The sequence below is a fragment of the Marinomonas sp. TI.3.20 genome (genome assembly GCF_038155025.1).
Lineage (GTDB): Bacteria > Pseudomonadota > Gammaproteobacteria > Pseudomonadales > Marinomonadaceae > Marinomonas > Marinomonas flavescens.
In genome coordinates, this window is the sequence record NZ_JBAKAS010000001.1 from 351128 (window position 1) to 375738 (window position 24611).

22 protein-coding genes are annotated in these 24611 nt (G+C 41.8%); 15 read left to right on the forward strand and 7 right to left on the reverse strand.

Going from position 1 to position 24611, the window contains the following annotated elements; genetic code table 11:
- Nucleotides 1-14 precede the first annotated feature (14 nt).
- From V6259_RS01595 to V6259_RS01610, 4 genes are all read left to right on the forward strand, one after another.
- Nucleotides 15-968, forward strand: a complete 954-nt coding sequence (locus V6259_RS01595) for a LysR family transcriptional regulator (protein ID WP_341583063.1) — start codon at nucleotides 15-17, stop codon at nucleotides 966-968.
- 126 nt (nucleotides 969-1094) lie between these two features.
- Complete coding sequence (locus V6259_RS01600) at nucleotides 1095-2303, forward strand: MFS transporter (RefSeq protein ID WP_341583064.1); 1209 nt, start codon at nucleotides 1095-1097, stop codon at nucleotides 2301-2303.
- 138 nt (nucleotides 2304-2441) lie between these two features.
- Complete coding sequence (locus V6259_RS01605; protein ID WP_341583065.1) at nucleotides 2442-4592, forward strand: FAD-dependent oxidoreductase; 2151 nt, start codon at nucleotides 2442-2444, stop codon at nucleotides 4590-4592.
- A gap of 230 nt (nucleotides 4593-4822) precedes the next feature.
- Entirely contained in the window at nucleotides 4823-5290 is a 468-nt protein-coding gene (locus V6259_RS01610; RefSeq protein WP_133010817.1) for a GyrI-like domain-containing protein, read from the forward strand.
- Between the two features lie 84 nt (nucleotides 5291-5374).
- Here V6259_RS01610 and V6259_RS01615 read toward each other — a convergent pair whose 3' ends face one another.
- Nucleotides 5375-6262: a LysR family transcriptional regulator gene (locus V6259_RS01615; RefSeq protein ID WP_341583066.1), complete on the reverse strand. Its 888-nt coding sequence runs from the start codon at nucleotides 6260-6262 to the stop codon at nucleotides 5375-5377.
- A gap of 110 nt (nucleotides 6263-6372) precedes the next feature.
- Here V6259_RS01615 and V6259_RS01620 point away from each other — a divergent pair, with 110 nt between their 5' ends.
- Nucleotides 6373-7098: a sulfite exporter TauE/SafE family protein gene (locus V6259_RS01620; RefSeq protein ID WP_341583067.1), complete on the forward strand. Its 726-nt coding sequence runs from the start codon at nucleotides 6373-6375 to the stop codon at nucleotides 7096-7098.
- Here V6259_RS01620 and rarD read toward each other — a convergent pair.
- On the reverse strand, nucleotides 7076-7999 hold the full coding sequence (gene rarD / locus V6259_RS01625) for an EamA family transporter RarD (RefSeq protein ID WP_341583068.1): 924 nt from the start codon (nucleotides 7997-7999) through the stop codon (nucleotides 7076-7078). The two genes, V6259_RS01620 and rarD, sit on opposite strands and share 23 nt — an antisense overlap.
- Before the next feature lie 454 nt (nucleotides 8000-8453).
- On the opposite strand from rarD, the gene corA reads away from it, so the two are divergent.
- Nucleotides 8454-9407, forward strand: a complete 954-nt coding sequence (gene corA, locus V6259_RS01630; protein ID WP_133010821.1) for a magnesium/cobalt transporter CorA — start codon at nucleotides 8454-8456, stop codon at nucleotides 9405-9407.
- 319 nt (nucleotides 9408-9726) lie between these two features.
- Here corA and V6259_RS01635 read toward each other — a convergent pair whose 3' ends face one another.
- Nucleotides 9727-10533, reverse strand: a complete 807-nt coding sequence (locus tag V6259_RS01635) for an ATP-grasp domain-containing protein (protein ID WP_341583069.1) — start codon at nucleotides 10531-10533, stop codon at nucleotides 9727-9729.
- A 278-nt stretch (nucleotides 10534-10811) separates the two neighbouring features.
- Between V6259_RS01635 and V6259_RS01640 the strand changes: the two genes are divergently transcribed.
- The 7 genes from V6259_RS01640 to V6259_RS01670 all read left to right on the forward strand — a co-directional run bounded on the left by V6259_RS01640 (nucleotide 10812) and on the right by V6259_RS01670 (nucleotide 19246).
- The gene (locus tag V6259_RS01640) at nucleotides 10812-11222 is read left to right on the forward strand and encodes a gamma-glutamylcyclotransferase family protein (protein WP_341583070.1); all 411 of its coding nucleotides are present in this window, start codon (nucleotides 10812-10814) and stop codon (nucleotides 11220-11222) included.
- 858 nt (nucleotides 11223-12080) lie between these two features.
- Complete coding sequence (locus V6259_RS01645) at nucleotides 12081-12950, forward strand: NAD(P)-dependent oxidoreductase (protein ID WP_341583071.1); 870 nt, start codon at nucleotides 12081-12083, stop codon at nucleotides 12948-12950.
- A gap of 623 nt (nucleotides 12951-13573) precedes the next feature.
- A complete protein-coding gene (locus tag V6259_RS01650; RefSeq protein WP_133010825.1) occupies nucleotides 13574-15175 on the forward strand; it encodes an ABC transporter substrate-binding protein in 1602 nt (533 codons plus the stop codon).
- 107 nt (nucleotides 15176-15282) lie between these two features.
- Nucleotides 15283-16293: an ABC transporter permease subunit gene (locus V6259_RS01655; protein ID WP_133010826.1), complete on the forward strand. Its 1011-nt coding sequence runs from the start codon at nucleotides 15283-15285 to the stop codon at nucleotides 16291-16293.
- An 11-nt stretch (nucleotides 16294-16304) separates the two neighbouring features.
- A complete protein-coding gene (dppC, locus tag V6259_RS01660; RefSeq protein WP_133010827.1) occupies nucleotides 16305-17249 on the forward strand; it encodes a dipeptide ABC transporter permease DppC in 945 nt (314 codons plus the stop codon).
- A 9-nt stretch (nucleotides 17250-17258) separates the two neighbouring features.
- On the forward strand, nucleotides 17259-18227 hold the full coding sequence (gene dppD / locus V6259_RS01665; RefSeq protein ID WP_341583072.1) for a dipeptide ABC transporter ATP-binding protein: 969 nt from the start codon (nucleotides 17259-17261) through the stop codon (nucleotides 18225-18227).
- A complete protein-coding gene (locus V6259_RS01670; RefSeq protein WP_341583073.1) occupies nucleotides 18224-19246 on the forward strand; it encodes a peptide ABC transporter ATP-binding protein in 1023 nt (340 codons plus the stop codon). Before dppD ends, V6259_RS01670 begins: the two co-directional genes overlap by 4 nt.
- Nucleotides 19247-19328: 82 nt before the next feature.
- Here the strand turns inward: V6259_RS01670 and V6259_RS01675 are convergent, their stop codons facing one another.
- The 4 genes from V6259_RS01675 to V6259_RS01690 form a co-directional block, all read right to left on the reverse strand.
- Entirely contained in the window at nucleotides 19329-19799 is a 471-nt protein-coding gene (locus V6259_RS01675) for a DUF1456 family protein (RefSeq protein WP_341583074.1), read from the reverse strand.
- Nucleotides 19800-20029: 230 nt separating this feature from the next.
- Entirely contained in the window at nucleotides 20030-21211 is a 1182-nt protein-coding gene (locus V6259_RS01680) for a nucleotide sugar dehydrogenase (RefSeq protein WP_445928492.1), read from the reverse strand.
- A gap of 26 nt (nucleotides 21212-21237) precedes the next feature.
- Entirely contained in the window at nucleotides 21238-22254 is a 1017-nt protein-coding gene (locus tag V6259_RS01685) for an NAD-dependent epimerase (RefSeq protein WP_276312840.1), read from the reverse strand.
- Between the two features lie 185 nt (nucleotides 22255-22439).
- Nucleotides 22440-23489: a peptidase M42 gene (locus V6259_RS01690; RefSeq protein ID WP_341583075.1), complete on the reverse strand. Its 1050-nt coding sequence runs from the start codon at nucleotides 23487-23489 to the stop codon at nucleotides 22440-22442.
- A 240-nt stretch (nucleotides 23490-23729) separates the two neighbouring features.
- Between V6259_RS01690 and V6259_RS01695 the strand changes: the two genes are divergently transcribed.
- A complete protein-coding gene (locus tag V6259_RS01695; RefSeq protein ID WP_341583076.1) occupies nucleotides 23730-24272 on the forward strand; it encodes a hypothetical protein in 543 nt (180 codons plus the stop codon).
- 185 nt (nucleotides 24273-24457) lie between these two features.
- Entirely contained in the window at nucleotides 24458-24568 is a 111-nt protein-coding gene (locus V6259_RS01700) for a helix-turn-helix domain-containing protein (RefSeq protein WP_341583192.1), read from the forward strand.
- Nucleotides 24569-24611: the final 43 nt, after the last annotated feature.

A 24611-nucleotide genomic window follows, 5' to 3' on the forward strand; every position in this document is an offset into this window, starting at 1 on the left:
TATACGTATAACGTATGAGCAATATAAAAAATGGTGGCATCGACCGTATAGAAATGATGCAGACTTTAGTGCGTATCGTCGAGAGTGGAAGTTTGTCAGCCGCCGCCACTCAACTGGGAACCACGCAGCCTACGATTAGTCGTCGATTACAGTCTTTAGAGACAAGATTGGGGACAAAATTAATCATGCGTACCACCCATGCGATGAAGCTGACAGACGATGGTGAACGCTGTTATCAGCATGCGAAAAAACTAATAGAGAATTGGAATGCACTAGAAGAAGATCTCAAAAACGCCAATGATGAACCTGTGGGTATGTTAAAGGTTCGAGTGCCTCACGCTTTTGGTCAAGACCAGTTGATCGTACCATTAGTGCAATATCTTACCGATCATTCACAAATTACGGTCGAATGGATGTTAAATGACCATTCGCCTGATTTTATCAATGATGGAATTGACTGTGCGATTCATGTGGGGGAAATCATAGACTCAGCAATGGTGGCCATTCTAATCGCCGAAGTACCACGAATTGTCGTGTCATCTCCTAGTGTATTAAGTAAGCATTCACCTATCAAAAAAGTAGAAGATTTGAATACCTTACCTTGGGTTTCCTTGAGTACTTTTTATCGAAATAAAATTGTATTAAAAAGCACAGATCAGAAAGGCAGCTCTAGCTATGAGCTAGAGTTTGCACCGAAATTCATTACGGACAGCTTATATGCCCTCAGAAATACTATTTTATCTGGAATTGGGATAGGGGTAACGTCATCGTGGGTGATTAACGACGATATTGCTTCCGGTAAATTAGTGCATTTATTGCCTGAATGGCATGCCGATCCTTTACCTGTTTACCTCGTATATCCCTACGCTAGTTATTATCCGGCCCGATTAAGAAAATTTCTCAACTTGATTCGTGATGTTATGCCGACCTTGGCAGGTACAAGACCACCAAGCCCGAAATCAAAGTAGTGCTTTTTGACTGATAGGGCATCATGCGCTTTGTTTTTGCCTTAGAATAGCGGTCCAACTTGACCAAAAAATCAGTTTTTATGTTTGGTCCGATTCGATTGATATGTTTATTGATAAGGAAGTTACATGACAGGGCACACCTCTCCGTACGAAACAAAAACAGCTTGGCTAGAAGTAATACTACTTTGGGTCGCTGGGATTTCTGCGGCTATGCAATTTGCTAAGTTTTCTATTTCTTATGATGTGTTATTGGCGTATTACCAAGAAGGCGCAACATTAACGGGTGCTGCCATTTCTGTCGTTGGTGTCGTGGGGCTTATTTTTGGTGTTTCGGCTGGGGTAATCGTAGGGCGTGTTGGCTATCGTCGTTCGTTAATTGGCGCGCTGGCGTTAGGGGCGATGATGTCTTTCTTGGAATCCTTTATGCCAAGTTTCGAGCTCATGATGGTGTGTCGAGTCGTTGAGGGCTTTTCTCAATTGGGTGTTGTCGTTGCCGCACCAACCATGATAGCTCGATTAAGTGCACCACAACATCGTTCAATCACGATGGGGTTATGGGGTACTTTCTTTGGGGTGGCTTTTGCTATTAGCGGTTTGTTCGGCGACATGATCCTTCGTCATTATGGGCCGGGGAGCTTGTTCTTTTCTCATGGACTATTAATCGGTGGCGTGGCGGGCGTACTCTTCTTTCGTCTTGAGAGAAATAACCCTCTTTATGAAAACGAAAAAGGCAGTGTGCAAACGAAAATCTTGGAGCAGATGTCACTCGTGTATCGTAACCCAAGGTGCTTGCTACCAGCGGCCGTATTTTTATTTTATACCTGTATGTTCGTTTCCTTGCTGACTTACGTTCCGCGTTTGATTGAAGATGATCATTTAAAATCGATTGTCCGAACGTGTTTACCTTTGATGAGTATTATAGGAACTTTTCTAGCAGGCACTTTGTCTCAATACACTATGCGCCCTCAAAACGTAGCTATTATGGCTTATTCGCTGATAGCGATTAGCGCGATTGCTCTGAATTTCTTATTGGTGACGCCTGTGCTTTTTTGCATTGTTGCAGGTGTGATGGTGTTGTCTGCCGGTATGGTTACAGGGTCCGCTATGTCAATGATTCCAGCACTGGCACGAAACCCTAATGAGCAAGCGCAAACGTATGGTTTGGTTGCGCAGTTTGGTAATTTAGGCTCGACGATAGGGCCGCCTAGTTTTGCCGCTATGATTAGCCTATTAGGAGCACAAGGACTGGTTATTTTGGTCTTGGTGTTTTGTCTTTGCGGTGGCAGTTTAAGTTTAATTGCGAAACGTTTTAAAAATAACTCACATTCGTTGTAATAGTTATTGAGGTTGTCGCGTCTAACATGGGTAACCTTACTTTTATGCTGATTTATTCATGGCGTAGAGAAGGCAAAAATCATAAAGATTAATGCTTAATAGTAAGCAAACCAACTTAACGTAAATTGGAGTTCGGCAATGAAGAAAATCGGGTTAGTGGTCATTATCGTATTATTGGTGGTGGGGTTTTTCCATTACGACCTTGATCGCTTATTAACGCTCGATGGGCTGAAGTCTGGCTTAACGCAATTTGAAACATGGCGAGAAGAAAGCCCGCTGCTTGTTGGCAGTGCTTTTCTATTACTTTATGTCGTTGTTACCGCCTTATCTTTACCTGGCGCTGTCATTATGACATTGGCCGCTGGCTCCTTGTTTGGTTTGTTTTGGGGAACCGTCATTGTTTCCTTTGCTAGTTCTATCGGTGCAACGTTAGCCTTTTTAGTCTCGCGTTATTTATTACGAGATTGGGTACAAACGAAATTCGGCAGTCGTTTAAAGGCGTTTAATGAAGGTGTCGAAAAAGAAGGCGCTTTCTATCTATTCACTCTTCGACTTGTACCTGTATTCCCCTTCTTCTTAATTAACTTATTAATGGGTTTAACAAGGCTTCGAGCACTGACTTTTTACTGGGTAAGCCAAGTCGGTATGTTGGTCGGCACCGTGGTATATGTGAACGCTGGCACGCAACTTGGTCAGTTAGAAAGTTTGTCAGGCATATTGTCACCGTCTTTGCTGTTGTCGTTTGTTTTGTTAGGGGTGTTTCCTTTGATCGCTAAAAAGATAGTAAATGTAGTAAAAGCTCGTCGTGTCTACGCTAAGTTCACTAAACCTAAAACGTTTGATCGCAACCTGATTGTTATTGGTGGCGGTGCTGGTGGCTTAGTAAGTGCTTACATTGCTGCGACAGTGAAAGCTAAAGTTACGTTAATCGAAGCGAATAAAATGGGCGGCGATTGCCTTAACTATGGCTGTATTCCAAGTAAAGCTTTGATCAAGAGTGCAAAGGTCGCGCAGCAAATGCGCCATGCGGAACATTACGGTTTAGACAGCAGCGAACCAGCATTCTCATTCAAAAAGGTCATGGCGCGAGTTCATGATGTTATTAGTAAAATAGAGCCTCATGACAGCGTTGAGCGCTATACAGAGTTAGGTGTCGATGTTGTACAAGGGTACGCTCAGCTAATTGATCCTTGGACCGTAGAAATTAAGCTAAACGATGGTGGCACTCAGCGTTTGACTGCTCGCAGTATTGTATTAGCGACGGGCGCTCGCCCATTTGTTCCTGATTTACCTGGTTTGAACGATGTGGGCTACTACACAAGCGATAACTTGTGGGAAGAGTTTGCTAAGTTTGATGAGCCACCAAAACGTCTTGTTGTATTAGGTGGTGGTCCGATCGGATCTGAATTGGCTCAAAGTTTTGCGCGCCTAGGTTCTAACGTGACGCAGGTTGAACGTGCGACTCGTATTATGGCGAGAGAAGATGAAGAAGTGTCTGCACTTGTGCAAGAGAGTATGCGATCTGATGGCGTCACTATCCTGACATCACACAATGCGATTCGTTGTGAAAAAGAAGGTGATGTTAAGCGTTTAATAGTCGAAAAAGACGGCATCGAAACCGTGATTGAATTTGATGCGCTACTTTGTGCAGTAGGTCGTCAGGCGCGTCTTGAAGGCTACGGTTTAGAGAATTTAGGGGTTGAAACAAACCGCACTATCGTAACCAATGATTACCTTGAAACATTATTTCCGAATATCTTCGCGGTAGGTGATGTTGCTGGTCCTTATCAGTTTACTCACGTCGCAGCACACCAAGCTTGGTTCGCGGCGGTAAATGCCTTGTTTGGTACCTTTAAGAAGTTTCGTGCAGATTATCGAGTGATTCCATGGGCGACATTTGTGGACCCTGAAGTCGCTCGTGTTGGCTTAAGCGAGCAAGATGCGAAAGATCAGGGCATTGCTTATGAAATGGTTCGTTATGGTCTTGATGACCTAGACCGTGCGATTGCAGAGAGTGCAACTAAAGGATTTGTTAAAGTATTAACGGTACCAGGCAAAGATAAAATCTTGGGTGTCACTATTGTTGGTGAACACTCTGGTGAGTTGTTGGCTGAGTTTGTTTTAGCCATGAAACACGGCCTTGGTTTGAATAAGATTTTAGGCACGATACACACCTATCCAACATGGGCTGAATCAAATAAATATGCGGCAGGTGAATGGAAGCGAGCACATGCTCCAAAACGTATATTAAACTGGTTGGAAAAGTACCACTCTTGGCGTCGAGGCTAGAAGATCTCTGCTATTACGAGGTTTTTACTGTCAATAATGTAAGAATAGAGTGCCATTTATTTAATAGAAATTATCTAATTAATGGCACTCTATAACCATGAGTTATTTCACAAAATAGGTGTACGAATATCTAGAATAAATTTCCTTAATTATGACTAGACTCAGTATAGGTATAAGCCGTCTATATAGATAAAATACAGTTTATTTAAGATAAGCGCACGGAGAGAGTTATGACCCCCCAACGAAGACCATCTCTTAGCATAAAAGGGTTTAAGGTCCGCACTAAAAGTGAAACTGAAGCGACTAATACGGGGAAAATTCACTCCTTATGGCAATCCTTTCATCAAGTTATTGTTCCTCAACTACAAGAGGAAGATCAATTCTATGGCGTCTTTTTTAATAATGATCCAGAGCAATACGATCATTTCGACATGATTGCTGGAATTAGTAGCGAAGACTTCGAAAAAAATGACGTTCACGTAAGCAACGAGATCAATGAAGTCGCGCTTAAAGAAGGCAACTATTTAATGTTTTCTGCTGTGGGTACTCTTCCTCAAGCAACGTTAAGAGCGTGGCAGCAAGTTCGACGTTATTTTAATGAGCAAAACTGTGTGTATAAACGAGCCTATACAACCGATTATGAGCATTATATTGCGCCAGGCTTAACGAAAATATACATCTCTGTTGAACATAAATAATCTACCTTTCTAAGGTCCCTCATTTATCCTAAAACTTTTTTAAGAACAGGAATCCTAAGCACAGGCGCGCCAAGAGAGCATTTGCTATGAGTAACGATTCATAGCTTCCCAAAATAAATTCGCTTGATAGCTCAATGTCTGATGCCTTAGCCTAATCATAAAAATAGGCAGTTGGCTGTGCGAAGTGAAATTCTCAACATCAATAATAACCAATGAACCTGATTCTAATTCGGTCTTTACCATATAACGAGGGATTCTTGCCCAGCCCAAACCATGGATCAATAGCGACTTCTTGGAAAAATAATCATTCACATACCAACGTTTCCCCGTTGGTAATACATAACGATGGCCACTTTCGCTTTGATTCAATGCAGAATTATTTACCAGAACTTGAGCGATAGGGTAAAGCTGGGATGGTTTTAAACGATTGTCTTTATGGGTCAGTGTTGCTAGCAGTTCAGGTGCTATTACGGTGATAATTTCAAGTTGTAATAACTCAGTAAAAGCATGTCTATCATCCAAGCCATATCGTGGTCCTATGGCTATTTCAGATTTGTCTTTCAGTAGATTCTCATGAACGCCATAGAGGTGATCTGTGGTGATGTCCATAGAGAGCTCTGGGTAGCTTGCTTGAAATGCTTTGATGCGAGCCATAAACGGATCAGAGAAGCAGGATTGGCTTAAACAGAGTCGTAATGGCGCTTCGATTCCCTGTGCCAAGTCATGGCCTAAATTCTCCAATTGTTGCACCTGAGACATGAGCTTTTTACTTTGTAGGAAAAAAGCTTTTCCTTCGGTTGTGAGTGTCGGTCGATAGCTGTCACGATCAAACAGCTGAATGTCATATTGAGCTTCTAATGTTTTAACCGCAGCACTGATGCTCGGTTGGGCTTTGTGTATGGCGTCAGCCGCCGAGCGAAAACTACCAGTTTCAACAACGGCGATAAATGCTCTGATTTGATCTAACTTCATGATAAAAATACCTGATCATTTTAATAGTAAAACGATATTATTTTTCTTTCATTTTTAATCGTATCATAGCAGACATTAAATGAAGTCATGTTTTATTGAAGGAGAAAACGTTGGACACATCGTTTGTTATCTTGTTAATTGCGGGTTTGGTTACCGGATTCTCAAAATTTTCTGTTGGTGGAATGGGGTTGTTAATTTTGCCGATTGTAATGGTTGCATTCCCTGGGCCGGAAGCCTTAGGTATTTTAATGCCATTGTATATTATTACGGATTTGATGGCGGTTTTTAGCTACAGGAACCATATTAATTGGTCTGTCTTACTGCGTCTTTTACCATTGGCTTTTCTTGGTATTTTTATAGGTGGCCATTTTCTGTCTGGCATTGATGCTGGGCAATTCGTTAATTTCTTAGGCGTCATTGTCGTCGCAATGATTTTACTGGGTTTATATCTAGATTTACGACCTACTACGTTTATGAGAAAGCCGTTGGCGGCTTATACAATGGGCTTTTTAGGAGGGGTAGTAAGTATGACTGCCAATGCAGCAGGTCCATTATTTAGCTTATTTTTATTAGAGCAAAAACTCGATAAAGCGTCATACGTAAGCACTCGGGCTTGGGCGTTTTTTATTATCAATTTACTTAAACTTCCACTTTATATTGGCTTAGGTTTAATGACGGCTACAAGCGTAAAAATAAGTATGATTGCGTTGCCTGGGTTATTACTTGGATCATTTATTGGCTACCACTTTCTGAAAAAAGTGAATCCGGCTCAATTCAAATGGTTGATCCGAATTCTATCTTGCATGGCGGCGTTTAAATTGTTTCTGTTTTCGTAATACCTTCTACAGAGCGTTTTCTTTTCGTATTGCGAAGTTGACGAATAGAGTCAAAAATCAGCAACGCAAGAGCGCTCCAAATTAAGGCGAACGTAGTCAGTTTTTCAGGGCTTAGAGGCTCATCGTATAAAAAGACAGCAAGAATAAACATGCCACTTGGTCCGATGTATTGGAAGAAGCCAAGCGTTACTAAACTCACCCGATTAGCCGCTGCCGCAAAGCACATGAGAGGTATCATTGTGATGGGGCCTGCCGCGAAGAGTAGCCAATTGGTGAGGCTTGGATTCTCTAACATGTTGGAAGTTGAAGTATGAACAGTGAACATGTAAACCAGCGCAACGGGCAACATTAATAATGTCTCGACGGCCATTCCAGTAAAACTGTCGATTGCCACTTTTTTGCGTACTAAGCCATAAAAACCGAAGGTAATCGCTAAGACAAGTGCAACCCAAGGTAAAGAACCAAACTTAATGACTTCAAAGGCAACGGCGGCAAAGCATAATACCACCGCGGCTTTACGCACTGGATCTAATTTCTCTTTAAAGAAAATCATGCCAAGCAGAATGCTAATTAACGGATTAATGTAGTAGCCAAGACTGGCACTTAGCAGCTGGTTGCTGCCAATCGCCCAGATAAAGGTTCCCCAGTTAATACCAATTAAAACGGTTGAAAGTAGCATGGCTAGCAGCGTTTTTTTAGAGGTGAATACTTGTTTTAGCTTGTCTGCTTTTCGCATGGCTAAGATCAATATCAGTACGATCAGACAGGACCAAATAACACGATGGGCGAGTATTTCTGTTGTCGGAATAAATGACATAAATTTGAAATACACAGGCGCTATAGCCCATAAGGTAAACGCTGTCAGAGCATAGAATATGCCGCTTTGTGAAGACTGGGGCATGAGAACCTCTTCGTTGTTATTTAAATAGGCCTCTTTTTAACACTAGAGTCATGATAAGTCAGTTACAATCTTACTTTCTGATATAGGAATCTGATGCTTTTCTTCTTCCAAGTGTGCCAAATTATTTTGAGAAGAGGGTGCTGCTAACACTTTATTTAGCGTTTCTGATCGGCATGCATCTAAGTTGTTCAAATCGAGTTTATTCTTCGCTTTTATTATTCTTAAAATTTATGATAGCAATTATCGATCCCTTTATTTAACTTACGCCTTTGATTTGGGCTGTTATCAAGAAAATTGAAGTAGATAGATCGTACGTTTTGTCATCATAAAATAGTACGTTTTGTCTTAAGCAAACAGTACGTTTTGTCATAAGTAGATAGTACGCTGAAACAGGGTAATCGCTTTTTTTCATAGCATTGAGACCCATTAGGTATCGGTTTACAGAGGTACGTGAATGTTAAGATTTTTTAAAATTAATAATGGGTTGATCAAAGAGATCCCCAAAGACGACGGCTCTATTTCCAGTATGCATAAAGACGCCGACTGGATTGACGTTATTGAGCCAGATGAAGAAGAACGTAAGCAGTTACGTATATTACTGCGCACTGATTTGCCTGAGTCTGATGATGTAGAAGAAATTGAGGCATCTGCCCGCTGTTTTGTGGACCAAGTTGGTATTCATGTTCATTCTTTGTTTTTAACTCAGAGCGAAGGCAGGCACAAAACGTCCACTGTGGCGTGCATTTTACAAAAAGATCGACTAGTGACCGTTCGAGACGGTGAAATAGCAGACTTTCGTTTATTAAGAATGCGTGCAAGAGGCGGTCAAATTGCGGCAGATTCACCTGCTCAGTTATTGGTTACCATGCTTGAGCATAAGGTCGAAAACCATGCAGATAGCTTGGAAGATTTTCATCGACAGCTTGAAGAAGTCAGTCATCTGGTATTGGAAGTAAATGAAACAGAACTGGACACCGTCATTGAGAAGTTGGCGCGCTTAGAGGACAGTAACGGGAAAATCCGCTTGTGTTTGATGGATACCCAACGAGATATTTCTTTTTTACTACGGCATCTCAGCAGCAAGCATGATCATTCTGAAACCTTACGTGAGATTATGCGCGATGTGGATACCTTAATGTCACATACGACCTTCCTATTCGATAAAATTAACTTCTTGATGGATTCCACTCAGGGCTTTATCAATATTGAACAGAATAAGATCATTAAGATTTTCTCAATCGCGTCGGTGGTATTTTTGCCGCCAACACTCGTTGCGAGTATTTATGGGATGAACTTTCATATCATGCCGGAACTAAACTGGAGCCTTGGTTATCCAGGTGCTTTGGGTTTGATGGTTGCGTCGGCGTTTGCACCTTATTGGTATTTCAAACATCGAGGCTGGTTGTAGCCAGCTTAGCTTCCTATTTTGAAGATTATTAATTATCCCTAGTCATCTGCTCGCGAGGAGGAGATGGCAATTATCAGGCTAGCTAATAAGGAAAAGCCAATCATCAAGCGCTCAAAAATGATGATTGGCTTTTGTTGCTTACTCTTGTTCTAGAAAAATGACGGGTTAATCATCATCTCTCGAGTTTTGAATTCTTGGTACGTTAGTAGAAAAACAATGTGTTTTTGGACGGACTTTATTTGTCAGATTAGCCATCTACCACTGAGTGGGTCAAAGCATAAAAGAGAATTATGACAACAAAGTTACCGTCACTATTATGTTAAAAACCGCTAAGTTGATCCATTTGATGAGCGGTAGATAATAGATGTTGCTCATTCAAGTAGTTTAATAATTCTGTGTTTACATCTGATTGAATACTGGTAATGCCCTGATTACCAAAGATACGATTAATCTCAATAACGTAAGGCACGGCTCCCAGCATAGCAATATCAAACCCCGCGTGGTTTATATCTAAAGATTGAGCGATATACGTTACCAGCTCTTGTGCCTCTTTCGGGATCAAGGCAACTTCTACTTGGCCACCTTGGCTGACATTATTATGGAAGCCATTATCAGATTGTAGGCGCCAGTATCCACTGACGATCTTATTACCCACCCAAATGATCCGAATGTCTCTATCTATAGGCAAATATTCTTGTACATATAGCACATCCGTTTTTGCTAAGTATTCACGCCATTGGCCAATTGTTTCTATCAAAAAAACACCATTACCCATGCTACTTTTTGGGATTTTAGCCACAAAAGGTGATGACATGGTGTCCCAAATATCCTCCGCTTCGTAAGGGGTATTGGCGGTAATTATCGTGTAAGGGTGTTGGTTAGGTACGATAGTACGAAAGGTTCTAGTCATTTCTATCTTGTCATGACCAATCATATAAGACGCTAAGCTTGGAAAAATACGCTTTTTTAATCCATGAATCAGTGCCGTTAGCTGCCAATATTGTGGGAAAAGAAGCCAGTCAGCTTGTTTAATTTCTTCTAAGTGTTCGTACATGGATTCTGGTTTTATGTAGCGAACATTCGGTAGGTGTAAAGTGCGGAGAGCGTCAAAAGAGATGATGTTCATTCAATAATAATCAATGGCCAAACAGGGCGTGATTCTAGGGCCAAAGTGATGAGAAAAGATACGTTTATTTGCGAAGAAACAAATATAAAACACACTGAGCATTGGGTGTTAAAGGTGAAAGTTTTGTTTCTTTAAGTAACTGTATTATTAGAAAGTTAAAGGTTGTCTTTGGTATCTGTCATGAAAGTTTAATTTATCGTTATGAGTTAAGTGTGGCTCTTGAAATGTGGAGTAAGGAAGGGGATCCTCTGCAAAAGTATGACAGGATGAAAGAAAATATGTCTTTAAATATAGTAGCCGTTTACGGCAGTCTCAGATCCGGTTTTGATAACCACGAACTCTTGCTTAATAGCCAACCTATTGGAAAAGGCTGGTTGACGGGCTATCGAATGGGGAATTTTGGCGATTTCCCCGGCGTTATTTTTACCCATGAAGATAATCAGCGAGTTCGTGTTGAATGGTACAAAGTGACGGACAGTACATTAGAGGCAATGGATCGCCTTGAAGAGTATGATCCAAATGCACCAGATAGTTCTTTATTTATCAGAAAGAAGGTTCAATCTCCTTACGGCAAGGGTTGGATTTATGTTTATAACCAACCTTTTCATGATGTCGACGTGATTGAATATGGCGATTGGGAAAGAGCTGCGATACATCCAGTCGTTCATCGCGAAATTCCAGTGGTTTAAATGTTATAAAGTGCTGTCTGGCTTGCCGCGTGTTCATTCGCGTTTCGCAAGCCAGCGATGATGCTATTCCCCTCTCCGAATCGTTCCACCCCTCTAAATAATATATTTTCCCTGTGTCGGCTGATGTATCACTTGTTTAAGGCGTCACTTGTAACCTATTTATAGGCCTAGCACCCATACCGTTATTTTTTTCATGAATGACGATAAAAAAACCTTGTAAATTATTTTATCCCCAATTGACTCAGTAACGATAGCGTTCAGATTACACTCTAAAAAAGCCCTCTCATCATCCTTTTTAATGCAGCGATAAGAAAATTCCAACATTTTTAATGCGCGATGACGCTTTGCTTATATAAAAAGAGTTTTGCCGATTTGCACAGACTCATTAATCGCAGAGTGATTGGATAATGGTATAAAAGTAGAATTGTATTTTTTCCAAGATACTGTTTTATATGAATAATTACATGAAAGTATAAGCGATTTTTCTGATGTGATCCTTTTTCAAAGTATAAAGTCGATTTTACAGAAAAAATTGTAGTGAGATTGAGCGATAATAGACTTGACAGTAATCACGCTATTTGAGCAATTCTAGGCGAATTGAAAAATTCGTTTAAAAATCAACCCATGGAATCTATGTCAATAGCGGAAGGCAAAAATAAAGGGTTCTTTTTAAAACCTTTCACAGAGTTATCCACAAGGCGTTTTGGGTTATAGATACATCAATATTTGTCAAATTCGTTCCGATTCAGCGTATTTTGCTCTGTATGCTGGTTTTATCAAAATTGTGTACCTCGAAATTTTTCAATGAAAAGGTATGATCAAAGGTATTGAAATAACAACTAATACGGAGGCAGAAAAATGAAGGTTACTTTTATCGGTCTGGGAACCATGGGTTATCCAATGGCGGGACACGTAAGCAAAGCAGGTCATAATGTCACAGTCTACAATCGTACTACGACAAAAGCACAAGCTTGGTGTGAAGAATATTCTGGCGGTTTTGCAACGACACCGGCTCTCGCGGCTAAAGAAGCAGACATTGTGCTTACTTGTGTCGGTAACGATGATGATTTACGTGCTGTGTATTTAGGCACAGATGGTGCCTTTCAAATGGCAAAGCCGGGAACCTTGTTTATTGACCACACGACGGCGTCTGCTGAAGTGGCTAAAGAGCTGAGTGCTGCTGCTCAAGAAAAAGGCTTTTTATTTATGGATGGTCCCGTTTCTGGTGGGCAAGCTGGTGCTGTGAATGGGGTACTTACCGTGATGATGGGCGGCGAGCAATCTCATTTAGAGATGGCTCAATCTATTTTAGATTGCTACGCAAAATCCACGTCTTTATTAGGGCCGGTTGGTAATGGACAGTTGGCTAAAATGGTCAATCAGATTCTTATTGGCGGTATATTGTCTGGTTTGTCCGAGGGCGTTCGCTTTGCGGAAAAGGCAGGATTAGACATGGTAGCGTTGGTCGAAACACTTAAGCATGGCGCGGCAGGTTCTTGGCAGTTAGAAAACCGTGGGGCAACCATGGCAAAAGAGGAATTTGATTTTGGTTTTGCCATCGAATGGATGCATAAAGATTTAGGCTTATGTTTGGCGCAGGCCGAAAAAATGGGCTTATCTATTCCATTAACAAAAGCGGTAGATCAAGATTATCAAGAATTGATGGCAGAAGGGCGTGGACGTCAGGATACTTCTGTATTAATCAAGGCGTTAGATAAAAAAGCATAGCACCGTATTTACTTAGCTTGTTTCTGAGCAAAGCAATACTCTAGAAAATCGACGAATAGAGGCATAAACAAGCTCTGTGTTTTCAATAACACAGGGCTTTTTTTATATTTTGTATAAAAGCCTCATATCCTGTCTTTTTTGCTTGTGTGATGGCTTCATGAGTGGGTGTTATTGCGCTGAATTGTTCATAAAATAATGAAATTTTCTTCGTTAGAGCAACATCTCTGTATCTTTTTAGTGAAAAAGCACGCCATTCTGCACTGCCATTTTACGGCATAAAAAACCTTTAAACCCTTTGTTTTCGCGTCACACGGACGTACACATAAATTACTCATTCATTACACGCATAGGACATATCATTATTTCGATTGGTCATTCTGAAAAGCTTAAGTAGTCTTGAATGATGCTGTTTTGAACGTACTTGTTTTACAAGGCGCGATAAATTGCTAAAGGGGGCTCAAGGATGAGACAGAACACCCCGTTTGGACTAAGGTCTAAACGGGGTGGTTTTATGTCAATTTCAGTGTCGCCTTATCCACTCAACGATCACAAAGAAACGATTACCTTGATTCAACTTCCCACGTGTTAAACACGATCATAATTATGCCAAATGGAGAATGAAAATGAAAAAAGGGTTAGCAGCATTACCGCTAGCAATTATTGCTACAGGCGCATTGATGGCGACGTCGGCACAAGCCGTGTCTACTCTTGTTTATTGTTCTGAAGGTAGCCCAGAAGGTTTTAACCCTGAATTGTATTATTCAGGCACTACTTTTGATGCCTCTTCAAAACAAATGTTTAACCGTCTAATGGAATTCAAATTAGGTACGACGGAAGTTGAACCTGGTTTAGCAAAAAGTGTCGACGTCTCTGATGATGGCTTGGTATATACCTTCCATTTACGTAAAGGCGTAAAGTTCCAAACCTCTAAAGATTTCACACCGACACGTGACTTTGATGCCGACGATGTATTGTTCACATTTAACCGTCAGCGTCTTGAAAGTAATCCATACCATAAAGTAGGTGGTGGTTCGTACGGTTATTTCGATGACATGGGCATGGATAAACTGATCAAAAACATTGTTAAAGTCGATGACTACACAGTGAAATTTGTTCTTAATCATCCAGAAGCGCCTTTCATCGCTAACTTAGCGATGGACTTTGCGTCGATCTTCTCTAAACAGCAAGCTGATCAATACATGAAAGCGGGCACACCGGAGAAACTTGACCAAGATCCAGTCGGTACTGGTCCATTCCAAAAAGTACAGTATCAAAAAGACTCCGTGATTCGTTATGTTGCCTTTAAAGATTACTGGCGCGGCAAAGCAAAAGTAGATCGTTTAGTCTTCTCTATCACTCCAGATGCTTCTGTTCGCTATGCGAAACTGAAAGCCGGTGAATGTGATGTGATGCCGTATCCGAATCCTGCTGATCTTAAGCAAATGAAAGCAGATCCAAACATTAATTTATTGGATCAAGAAGGTTTGAACGTTGGTTATCTTGCTTTTAACGTCAAGAAAAAGCCATTTGGTGATGTAAAAGTTCGTCAAGCGCTAAGCTATGCTACAGATAAACAGGCGATTATTGATTCTGTTTTCCAAGGCGCAGGTAAAGTTGCTAAGAACCCAATTCCACCAACTATGTGGTCTTACAATACTTCCATCAAGGATTACCAATACGATCCAGCTAAAGCGAAAAAGCTATTAGCAGAAGCCGGCTATCCTGATGGTTTTACCACCACTATTTGGGCAATGCCAGTACAACGTCCTTATAACCCAAATGCTCGTCGTATGGCAGAAATCATCCAAGAAGATTGGGCAAAAGTTGGTGTGAAAGCGAGCATCGTAACGTACGAATGGGGTGAATACCTTAAACGTGCTAAAGCGGGCGAAGCAGATTCACTGCTAATTGGTTGGACCGGTGATAATGGTGACCCAGATAACTTCCTATACACACTATTAAGCTGTGATGCTGTTGGTGGTGGTAATTATTCTGAGTGGTGTAATAAAGACTTTGATGATCTATTGATCAAAGCGAAACGCACCTCTGACATCGATAAACGCATCAAGTACTACAAAGAAGCACAGGTTATTTTCCACGAGCAAGCGCCATTCATGCCGATTGCGAACTCAGTGGTTTATGTTCCTGTTCGTAAAAACGTAAAAGGTTTCAAAATTGATCCACTTGGTGGTTTCTACTTTTACAATGTAAGTAAAGAAGACTAAGTCCCCAGTCGGACGATACGCAGTGTTTGTTTGCCAGGACGCAGGCAAACACTGAGCTGACCGAGCGCAAGCTCGGTCACATCTTACTTCTAGAGAGCCAGTCCTTTATGTTTCAATTTATTTTTCGCCGTTTAAGTCTGGTTATCCCGACTTTTATTGGTATTACTCTGCTAACTTTCACTTTGATCCACATGATTCCTGGAGACCCTATAGAGGTCATGGCAGGCGAACATGGTGTTTCTGCTGAGCGTCATGCTGAATTAGCGGCTCAACTTGGTTTAGACCAACCTCTGTATGTCCAATATTTCGATTATGTTAACGGTATTTTGCACGGTGACTTGGGTAATTCTTTAGTGACTCACGAGCCAGTCATGAAAGAGTTTTTGACCTTGTTTCCTGCCACCGTTGAACTGTCTATTTGTGCTGCTATTTTTGCTATTTTAATCGGTTTGCCAGCGGGTATTTTTGCCGCAGTTAAGCGCGGAACCATATTTGATCATTCGGTGATGACTTTTTCACTCACTGGATACTCTATGCCCATATTCTGGTGGGCCCTTCTTCTCATGCTGGTGTTTTCTGTCACCCTAGGTTGGACGCCTGTGTCTGGGCGTATCGATGTGGTGTATTGGATTGATAACACGACAGGCTTTATGTTGATTGACTCTTGGCTATCTGGTGAGAAAGGGGCTTTCTCTTCGGCCGTGTCTCATCTTATTTTGCCAAGCATTGTGCTAGGTACTATCCCTATGGCGGTTATCGCTCGTATGACACGCTCTTCAATGCTTGAAGTGTTAAACGAGGACTACATTCGTACCGCCCGTGCTAAAGGCATCGCGCCTTGGCGAGTCATCGTGATTCACGCGCTGCGTAATGCTTTGATCCCTGTTATCACCGTGATTGGTTTGCAAGTTGGTACGCTTTTGTCGGGTGCTATCTTGACCGAAACGGTATTTGCTTGGCCTGGTATTGGTAAATGGCTGATCGAGTCTATTAGCCGTCGTGACTATCCTGTTGTACAAGGCGGGATTCTGATCGTAGCGACCATTATTATTATCGTAAACCTATTAGTGGATATCGCCTACGGCGTTGTTAATCCACGTATTCGACACAGCCGATAAGGAGGCGTTTTATGACCGTTCAATCTAATGCGCCACTCAATGCGCCGAATAATAACGAAACTGACAGTCATGAGATTGTTAATACAGCACCAGCACCGAGAACGCCATTACGTGAGTTCTGGCACTATTTCAGCAGTAATAAAGGCGCTGTGGCTGGGTTGGTTTTTATTGTATTGATTTTTCTAATGGCAATTTTCGCCAATGTAGTGGCGCCTCATTCGCCATCAGATCAAATGCGAGATGCTTTATTACTTCCGCCAGCTTGGTTGGAAGGAGGTAAATGGACTTACTTTTTAGGCACAGATGATGTGGGTCGTGATATTTTCTCCCGCTTAATTTATGGTGCTCGTTTGTCCCTTTCTGTTGGTGCATTCGCTGTGACTATTTCTTTGATATTGGGGATTTTATTTGGTTTGGTAGCAGGCTACTGCAAAGGCGTTGTAGACGTGATTATCATGCGAATTGTAGACATCATGTTGGCGATGCCAAGCTTGTTGTTGGCGATCGCGGTTGTTGCGATTCTTGGGCCAAGTATTTTTAATGCAGCCTTGGCAATATCTCTCGTTTCTTTACCGAATTATGTGCGCCTTACTCGCGCTGCCACCATGAGTGAAATGTCACGTGATTACGTTACTTCGTCTCGTGTATTAGGAGCCAGCCCGCTGCGTTTGATGTTTATTTGTATTCTACCGAACTGTTTAGCGCCACTGATCGTACAAGCGACGATGGGCTTTTCTAGTGCGATTCTAGACATGGCAGCATTGGGCTTCTTGGGGTTAGGTGCTCAGCCACCCACTCCTGAGTGGGGTTCTATGTTGGCTGATGCTCTGCAATTCGTACAGCGCGCGTGGTGGGTGGTGACTTTTCCTGGTCTGATGATCTTGATCACTGTCTTAGCGTTTAACCTGATGGGCGATGGCTTACGCGATGCGCTTGATCCTAAGCTGAAACAGTAGGAGGTTGTGATGTCATTGTTACAGCTTGAAAATTTAAGCGTTACCTTCGGTAATTTTCGCGCCGTAGATAATATTAGTTACAAGGTTGAGGAAGGGGAAGTCCTTGGCATCGTTGGAGAATCTGGCTCAGGCAAGAGTGTGAGTTCTCTTGCTATTATGGGTTTGATTGATTTTCCAGGAAACGTGGCGGCTGATAAGCTGACGTTTGAAGGGCAAGACCTGCAAACGATGCCAGAAAAACAGCGTCGTAAACTAACGGGTTCTGATATTGCCATGATCTTCCAAGATCCGATGACAAGCTTGAACCCTTGTTTTACCGTCGGTTATCAGATCATTGAAGCGTTAAAAACCCACCAGGGTGGGAGTAAGAAAGAGCTAAAAACTCGTGCGATTGAGTTACTAACTCAAGTTGGTATCCCAGCACCAGAATCTCGCTTAGACAACTATCCGCATCAACTTTCTGGAGGCATGAGTCAGCGTGTGATGATTGCTATGGCCATTGCGTGTAATCCACGGTTATTGGTAGCGGATGAACCAACCACAGCGTTAGATGTGACGATACAAGCTCAGATTATTGATCTGTTGATTGAATTGCAGCGCGAAAAGCAAATGGGCCTAGTGCTGATTACTCATGATTTGGCCTTAGTCGCTGAAGTGGCGCATCGTGTCATCGTGATGTATGCAGGACAAATTGTTGAGTCTGGCCCTGCCTCAGAGGTGTTCCGTTCGCCTAAACATCCTTACACCCAGGCGTTGTTAGCTTCTTTGCCCGAATCTGCAGCTGGTAAAGCGCGTTTGGAAGCCTTGCCTGGTGTGGTGCCAGGACAATACGATCGACCTCAAGGTTGTTTGTTGAGCCCGCGCTGCCCTTATGCGACAGACCATTGTCGTCAGGTTGAGCCGGATAACCAAGGTCCAATCGAGCGTCAAGTGAAGTGTCATACGCCATTGAACAGTGAGGGGAGACCAGCCGCATGAGTACGTCAAAACCAATCGACAGCGAGTTAATCCTGAAAGCGACGAAGCTTAAGCAGCATTATCATGTTAAACAAGGCATGTTTAAGGCTGAAGCCGTGGTGAAAGCGGTAGATGGTGTTAGCTTTAATTTAGAAAAAGGGAAAACCTTGGCAGTAGTTGGTGAATCAGGTTGTGGTAAGTCCACACTGGGTCGCATGCTGACCATGATAGAAACGCCGACGGAAGGCGAGTTAAGTTATTTAGGCCAAGATCTATTAAGCTTGAGTAAAAGTGCTCAGAAAAAACTGCGTCAGAAAATCCAAATCATTTTTCAAAACCCTTATGGTTCTTTGAATCCGCGCAAGAAAATCGGCTCGATTCTGGAAGAGCCTTTGGTAATCAATACGTCGTTGTCTAAAGCTGAGCGAAAAGCCAAAGCCATTGTTATGATGGAAAAAGTCGGCTTGAAAGCAGAGCATTATGATCGTTACCCACACATGTTTTCTGGTGGTCAGCGTCAGCGTATTGCGATTGCTCGTGGCCTAATGTTGGACCCCAATGTTATTGTGGCTGATGAGCCGGTTTCTGCGTTGGATGTATCGGTTCAAGCACAAGTCTTGAATCTGATGATGGATTTGCAAGAAGAATTCGGTTTGAGCTATGTGTTCATTTCACATGACTTATCTGTTGTGGAGCACATTGCCGATGATGTAATGGTCATGTATCTCGGTAAAGTGGTTGAGCAGGGCTCTCGTGAGCAGCTGTTTAACAATCCGAAGCACCCTTATACTTTGGCGCTTCTTTCTAGTACGCCGCAGTTGTCCCCCGAAAAACGTCGTAAACGCATTAAGTTAGAAGGTGAATTGCCTTCACCATTAAATCCGCCCTCTGGTTGCGCATTCCATGGACGTTGTTCCTATGCGAATGATCGTTGCCATAGTGAAACACCTCTTTTGAGAACGGAAGACGACAGCCATCTAATTGCTTGTCATGCAGTGGAAGAGAATCGTATTGAAGCCTTTGCAGAAGGTGTTGCGTAAACATCGTCTGTAAAGCGGATGAGTGAGACATTCTTATTAAAAAACGCCCTGATGGGCGTTTTTTTTATCTAAAAATAACAGATTAAATGTCTGTTTTAGGGCGAAACTTTAGCTGCAATCCCATGATGAAATTACGCAAAATCTGATCTTTACACTCACGATAATGTTTGTTATCTGGTTTGCGGAAGAAGGCACTTAGCTCGTGCTTACTCATGTTGAACTCAGCCAATTGCATGATTTCAAGAATATCTTCTGCTTTGAAGTTGAGCGCAATGCGTAGCTTCATAAAGATAAGATTATTGTTTAGGCGTTTTTCTGGAGCAGGTTGCTCACCTTCGCGTTTGCCACGACGCACATTGATAAAGCCATTCAGAAAAGCAGCCATATCTATATCAACCATAGAAGTGTAGCCCTCTTCCTCTTCTTTTCTCATCCATGCGATGATTTGATCACGGCTCACAGTGTGATCAGCTTCAGCAAAGATGTCTTTTACATAAGAATCTTTCAAATCAAAGGTATAGCGAAGACGGCGTAAAATATCGTTATTGGTCAAGGTAGAGTCCTAGTGTTAGGTGTCCAGTACAGTCAGGGTGAATCACTGGCGATTCAAAGCAGATTTTAACAGAGTTTAGCGACTTTACTTATCAAATATGAACGCTATTTATGAAAAGATGATTTTTTTGTTAATAGAAGAAATAAAGGAAATAGGAGGGCTTAAATTAATAAAAAACCTAACAAGCCGAGCCTGTTAGGTTTCTGTGTTTATTGATGTGCTAGATAAACTTAATCTTTACCAAATAAATCGCGGGTATAGACCTTGTCGTTTACATCGGTTAGTTCGTCGGTCATACGATTACTCATGATGACATCCGCAGCGGCTTTAAACTTAGTAAGATCACGGTAAACGGTAGAGTGGAAGAAGGTCTCTTCTTCTAGTTCTGGTTCGAAAATGATGACTTCTATACCTTTGGCTTTTAAGCGTTTCATCACACCTTGAATCGCAGAAGCACGGAAGTTGTCTGAGCCCGTTTTCATCACTAAACGATACACGCCAACAACTTTAGGGTTGCGCTTGATGATGGCATCGGCAATAAAGTCTTTACGTGTTGTGTTTGAGTCTACAATGGCGCGAATCAGGTTATTCGGTACGTTGTCGTAATTGGCTAACAGTTGCTTCGTGTCTTTCGGTAGGCAATAGCCGCCGTAACCAAATGATGGATTGTTGTAGTGTGAGCCAATGCGTGGATCTAGCCCTACTCCCTCAATGACTTGCTTAGAACTTAAATCAAAGGCTTCGCAGTAAGAATCTAGCTCGTTAAAGTACGCAACGCGCATCGCCAAATAAGTATTAGAGAAAAGCTTTACGGCTTCGGCTTCAGTAGAATTAGTGAACAAGGTTGGTACATCTTGTTTGATGGCACCTTCTTGCAATAAACCAGCAAACACTCGCGCGCGCTCAGAGTCTTCACCGACAATAATACGCGAAGGGTGAAGGTTGTCATAAAGAGCCTTACCTTCACGCAAAAACTCTGGAGAGAACAAAATGTTATCTGTTTTAAATTTGGCTCTCACTTCGGCAGTATAGCCAACAGGAATAGTGGATTTGATCACCATAACCGCGTTTGGGTTGACGGCCAACACATCCGAAATCACGCTTTCTACTGAGCTAGTATTAAAGTAGTTTGTTTCAGGATCATAGTCAGTTGGCGTTGAAATAACGACAAAGTCAGCGTTTGTGTAGGCCAGTATTTTATCTTCGGTGGCAACGAAATCTAGCTCTTTAGTGGTTAAGAAGTTTTCAATTTCTGTGTCGCTAATAGGAGATTGTCCTTTGTTTAGCATTGCCACTCGGCTGGCGATAATGTCTACGGCAGTCACTTTGTGATGTTGAGCGAGTAGCATAGAAATTGATAAGCCTACATAACCTGTCCCTGCGACGGCAATGTTGTATTTTTTAGTCGTCAAAATATCTTCCTAAATCGTCTGTATGTTTAATGAGTCGAAGGGTAGAAGTTACGATACCAATCGACAAAACGTTGCATTCCATCTTCTACGCTGGTTTCTGGTTTGAAACCGGTACTTTCTATCAGCTCGTCAATGTCTGCAAAGGTTAAAGGTACATCACCTGCTTGCATCGGCAAGTGGTTTTCTTTGGCCTTTTTTCCACAGGCGCTTTCAATCGCGTCAATAAAGCGTCGCAGCTCAATGGGTTGATTATTGCCAATGTTAAAAATTTTATAAGGTGCCGTCGTGGCGGTAATATCACTTTCCATCGGTGTTGGCACAGTATCAATCACACGCACAATGCCTTCAACAATATCATCAATGTAGGTGAAATCACGTTTCATCTGTCCGTGATTATACACGTCAATGACATTATCTTCGAAAATGGCTTTGACAAATTTATAAGCCGCCATATCTGGGCGTCCCCAAGGACCGTAGACGGTAAAAAAACGTAGGCCAGTGGTTGGAATGTTATAAAGATGGCTGTAAGAATGTGCCATTAGTTCGTTGGATTTTTTAGTGGCGGCATAAAGACTGATGGGGTAGTCGACTCGGTCTTCTGTGCTGAAAGGCTGTTTTTTATTCATGCCATAAACAGAGCTAGAAGACGCATACACAAGGTGTTTGACCTTGGTTTGACGACAGCCTTCAAGAATATTAGCAAAACCAACTAAGTTGGAGTCAATATACGCCTGAGGGTTTTCGATTGAGTAACGCACGCCAGCTTGAGCGGCCAAATTGACTACGGCATCAAATTTTTCATTTTCGAATAGCGTGGACATGGCTTCACGATCTGCTAAATCCATTTTAATAAAGCGAAAATGATCTTGAGCGTGGTGAGACTCACCAAAATGGGCTAAGTCATCTAGGCGAGCCAGCTTTAATGCAGGGTCGTAATAATCGTTGAGATTATCAATACCGACAATGTCGTCACCTCGAAGTAAAAGTGGCTTGATTAAACCATGTCCAATAAAGCCCGCTGCACCAGTTACTAATATTTTCACATTATCTCTCATCATTTAAAGATCAGTTTATCTTCATATTATAAAGATAGTTTTAGCGATAAAAGGTGAATAAATGATACAAAAAATAGGATATCTGCATTTCCTAAACTAATTTCTTAACAAAACACAGAGCAGGCACGACAACACAAGCTTGTGTTGTCGTCTAGATGGATAAATATGGCAGGCTAGGTATTAGACACTATCTTGAGAATCTTGATAAAGGCTTCAACGGATTCATTAGACGCAGATTCATGCATGGTATGATATCCCGTGGTTGGAATTTGAATCGTAGTACCATCTACCAAGCCATTCGAGGCCGCAATAATACGCCCTAATTCAGTACTGCCAATCGATGAGGCTGGTAAACCATTGGCTTCACGTTTGTTATTCTCCGCTTCAGCGTAACGGTTTTTGTATAAATAACTCATACCGTGTTGCGTACAGAGGTTCTCAATTAGTTGAGTTGTTTCTTTATTAAAAGTGGCATTGGCGTCTTTTTCACGCAGCACTAGACGTTGTTTATTTGCCGCTTCAGTGCTGGGAAAAGGACTGGTATCAACAACGAATAAGCGATTGGTTGAACCGCCAAAACGACGAAACCATTCCAATAAATAACGCCAACTTTTACCTGCTTCTTCTTGTGCGGTAAAAAATGCTGTGCCTTTAAAACCAAGGCTAAATAAATGGACTAAAGCGGCCGCTGAAATAACGTTATCCAGTTGCCCAGCAAGGCGATCTTCTTGAACGTCTAGCTTGTCCTTAAACGCAATGGGCGTACCAGCAACAACGTCTTCTAACCCATCGATTTCAAAAATTAAGTTATTTCGAAATTCGCATATGTAAGCGTGCTTGATGACGCCTTTGCCCCGATAAATGCCTGACCAAGGATCATAGGCGTAGACATCTTCATGGTTAAAACGCTCAGTAATTTTACTCATTAATTCTTCAGAGACAGAATTATTAAGTAAATCGGTACGATTAGCCGAAACAAAGGCCGCGTATTGAAATTCATTTGGTCCAGTACAAACCAAACCATGACGATCGATGTGTGCTGAAAACATCGTACTCATAGGATCGCTGCCTTGAGCAACTAATAAGCCTTCGTACCAAGTTACCTTAGCGCCACGCTCTTCTAATTCACGCTGCAACACTCGAAAAAAGGAGTGTTCTGCACCGACAACACTGGGTTGCCGTACCAATAATTTGAGTAAATCAATGAAATCATCACTTAGCATTAACGGGCTTCTCTATAAGCGGATGTAATCCGTCTGATCATAAAGTTTTTTTGAAAAATTAACATCGAAAATGTGACATTGAAACCTTCTTTATAGGGGCTTCAAAGAGACAAAATAAAGAAGGCTTTTAAAAAAGGAAATAAATGCATAACATACTAAATGTTTACACTATTCGAATCGGTGTTATCGTTTTATAAAATCGATAATATAACCATTGACTGTCATAAATAGGATTATAAAATGCGAATAAGGAATGTTATTTTGTGTGTTTTTGTTGCCTTGGTAGGCTGCGCCGGGCAGGTTGATAAAGCACCAGACGCCAACACTATCCACGCGTTTTATATTAAAAAACTCACGGTGAATTTGACCGAATCCATCGAAGCTATTCCAGGTAGTAAACAGTTTTCCTCTCAAGATAAGTTAAGTAAAGATTTTGCTTATGCCATTCATAAATACCTCATGGAAGAAGGCATTTATGCCTCGAAACCAGGACCTCATGTCGGTGATTTGGTGATTACTATTGACTACTTGCGTCGGTATAAAAATGGTGGCCGTGCGTTAAGCCGACCTTTGATTTCTCATAAAGTGATTGTTTACCAAGGTAATCAAGAAGTGACTCAGCTAGTGCAAAAAAACTACACCCCACTTTATGGTTATTTTAAAGCCGTCTATGTAAACATTGAGCGCGCCATTCACCAATGGAATGAAAAAGACGAGCATGTAGACGCCGATAATATTAGTGAATCCTTAGTGGATGATTTAGAAAAAAAGTTTGATCTTTAGGGCATGGAATTAATTTACACAGTGTTTATGGCTGCTCTAGATGTCCATTTTTTCTGTCAAGATTTGAGCAGTTCATCATAAGCCACGGTAACACCCTGAGGTTTCTCGTTAGCCAATTTTGGTTTTGGTGAATAGACTTCTTCCCCACAACATCAGATGGAACTTATGAGCCATTAGAGACTCTGATTCCTCGCTTATTAGTTGAATATAAGGGCAACATTTCGCAAACGGCCAAAGCCGCGAATGTCAGCCGAAATACCGTGTATAAATACGCAAAATTAAAAGCAAAAGGCTAGGTTTATCTTTAGCTGAATCTACATGCTAAGGAGCATATCTGAT

Coding starts and splice junctions, on each gene's coding strand:
- V6259_RS01595 (WP_341583063.1), top strand. CDS start 15: ATGAGCAATATAAAAAATGGTGGCATCGACCGTATAGAAATGATGCAG.
- V6259_RS01600 (WP_341583064.1), top strand. CDS start 1,095: ATGACAGGGCACACCTCTCCGTACGAAACAAAAACAGCTTGGCTAGAA.
- V6259_RS01605 (WP_341583065.1), top strand. CDS start 2,442: ATGAAGAAAATCGGGTTAGTGGTCATTATCGTATTATTGGTGGTGGGG.
- V6259_RS01610 (WP_133010817.1), top strand. CDS start 4,823: ATGACCCCCCAACGAAGACCATCTCTTAGCATAAAAGGGTTTAAGGTC.
- V6259_RS01615 (WP_341583066.1), bottom strand. CDS start 6,262: ATGAAGTTAGATCAAATCAGAGCATTTATCGCCGTTGTTGAAACTGGT.
- rarD (WP_341583068.1), bottom strand. CDS start 7,999: ATGCCCCAGTCTTCACAAAGCGGCATATTCTATGCTCTGACAGCGTTT.
- corA (WP_133010821.1), top strand. CDS start 8,454: ATGTTAAGATTTTTTAAAATTAATAATGGGTTGATCAAAGAGATCCCC.
- V6259_RS01635 (WP_341583069.1), bottom strand. CDS start 10,533: ATGAACATCATCTCTTTTGACGCTCTCCGCACTTTACACCTACCGAAT.
- V6259_RS01640 (WP_341583070.1), top strand. CDS start 10,812: ATGTCTTTAAATATAGTAGCCGTTTACGGCAGTCTCAGATCCGGTTTT.
- V6259_RS01645 (WP_341583071.1), top strand. CDS start 12,081: ATGAAGGTTACTTTTATCGGTCTGGGAACCATGGGTTATCCAATGGCG.
- V6259_RS01650 (WP_133010825.1), top strand. CDS start 13,574: ATGAAAAAAGGGTTAGCAGCATTACCGCTAGCAATTATTGCTACAGGC.
- V6259_RS01655 (WP_133010826.1), top strand. CDS start 15,283: ATGTTTCAATTTATTTTTCGCCGTTTAAGTCTGGTTATCCCGACTTTT.
- dppC (WP_133010827.1), top strand. CDS start 16,305: ATGACCGTTCAATCTAATGCGCCACTCAATGCGCCGAATAATAACGAA.
- dppD (WP_341583072.1), top strand. CDS start 17,259: ATGTCATTGTTACAGCTTGAAAATTTAAGCGTTACCTTCGGTAATTTT.
- V6259_RS01670 (WP_341583073.1), top strand. CDS start 18,224: ATGAGTACGTCAAAACCAATCGACAGCGAGTTAATCCTGAAAGCGACG.
- V6259_RS01690 (WP_341583075.1), bottom strand. CDS start 23,489: ATGCTAAGTGATGATTTCATTGATTTACTCAAATTATTGGTACGGCAA.
- V6259_RS01695 (WP_341583076.1), top strand. CDS start 23,730: ATGCGAATAAGGAATGTTATTTTGTGTGTTTTTGTTGCCTTGGTAGGC.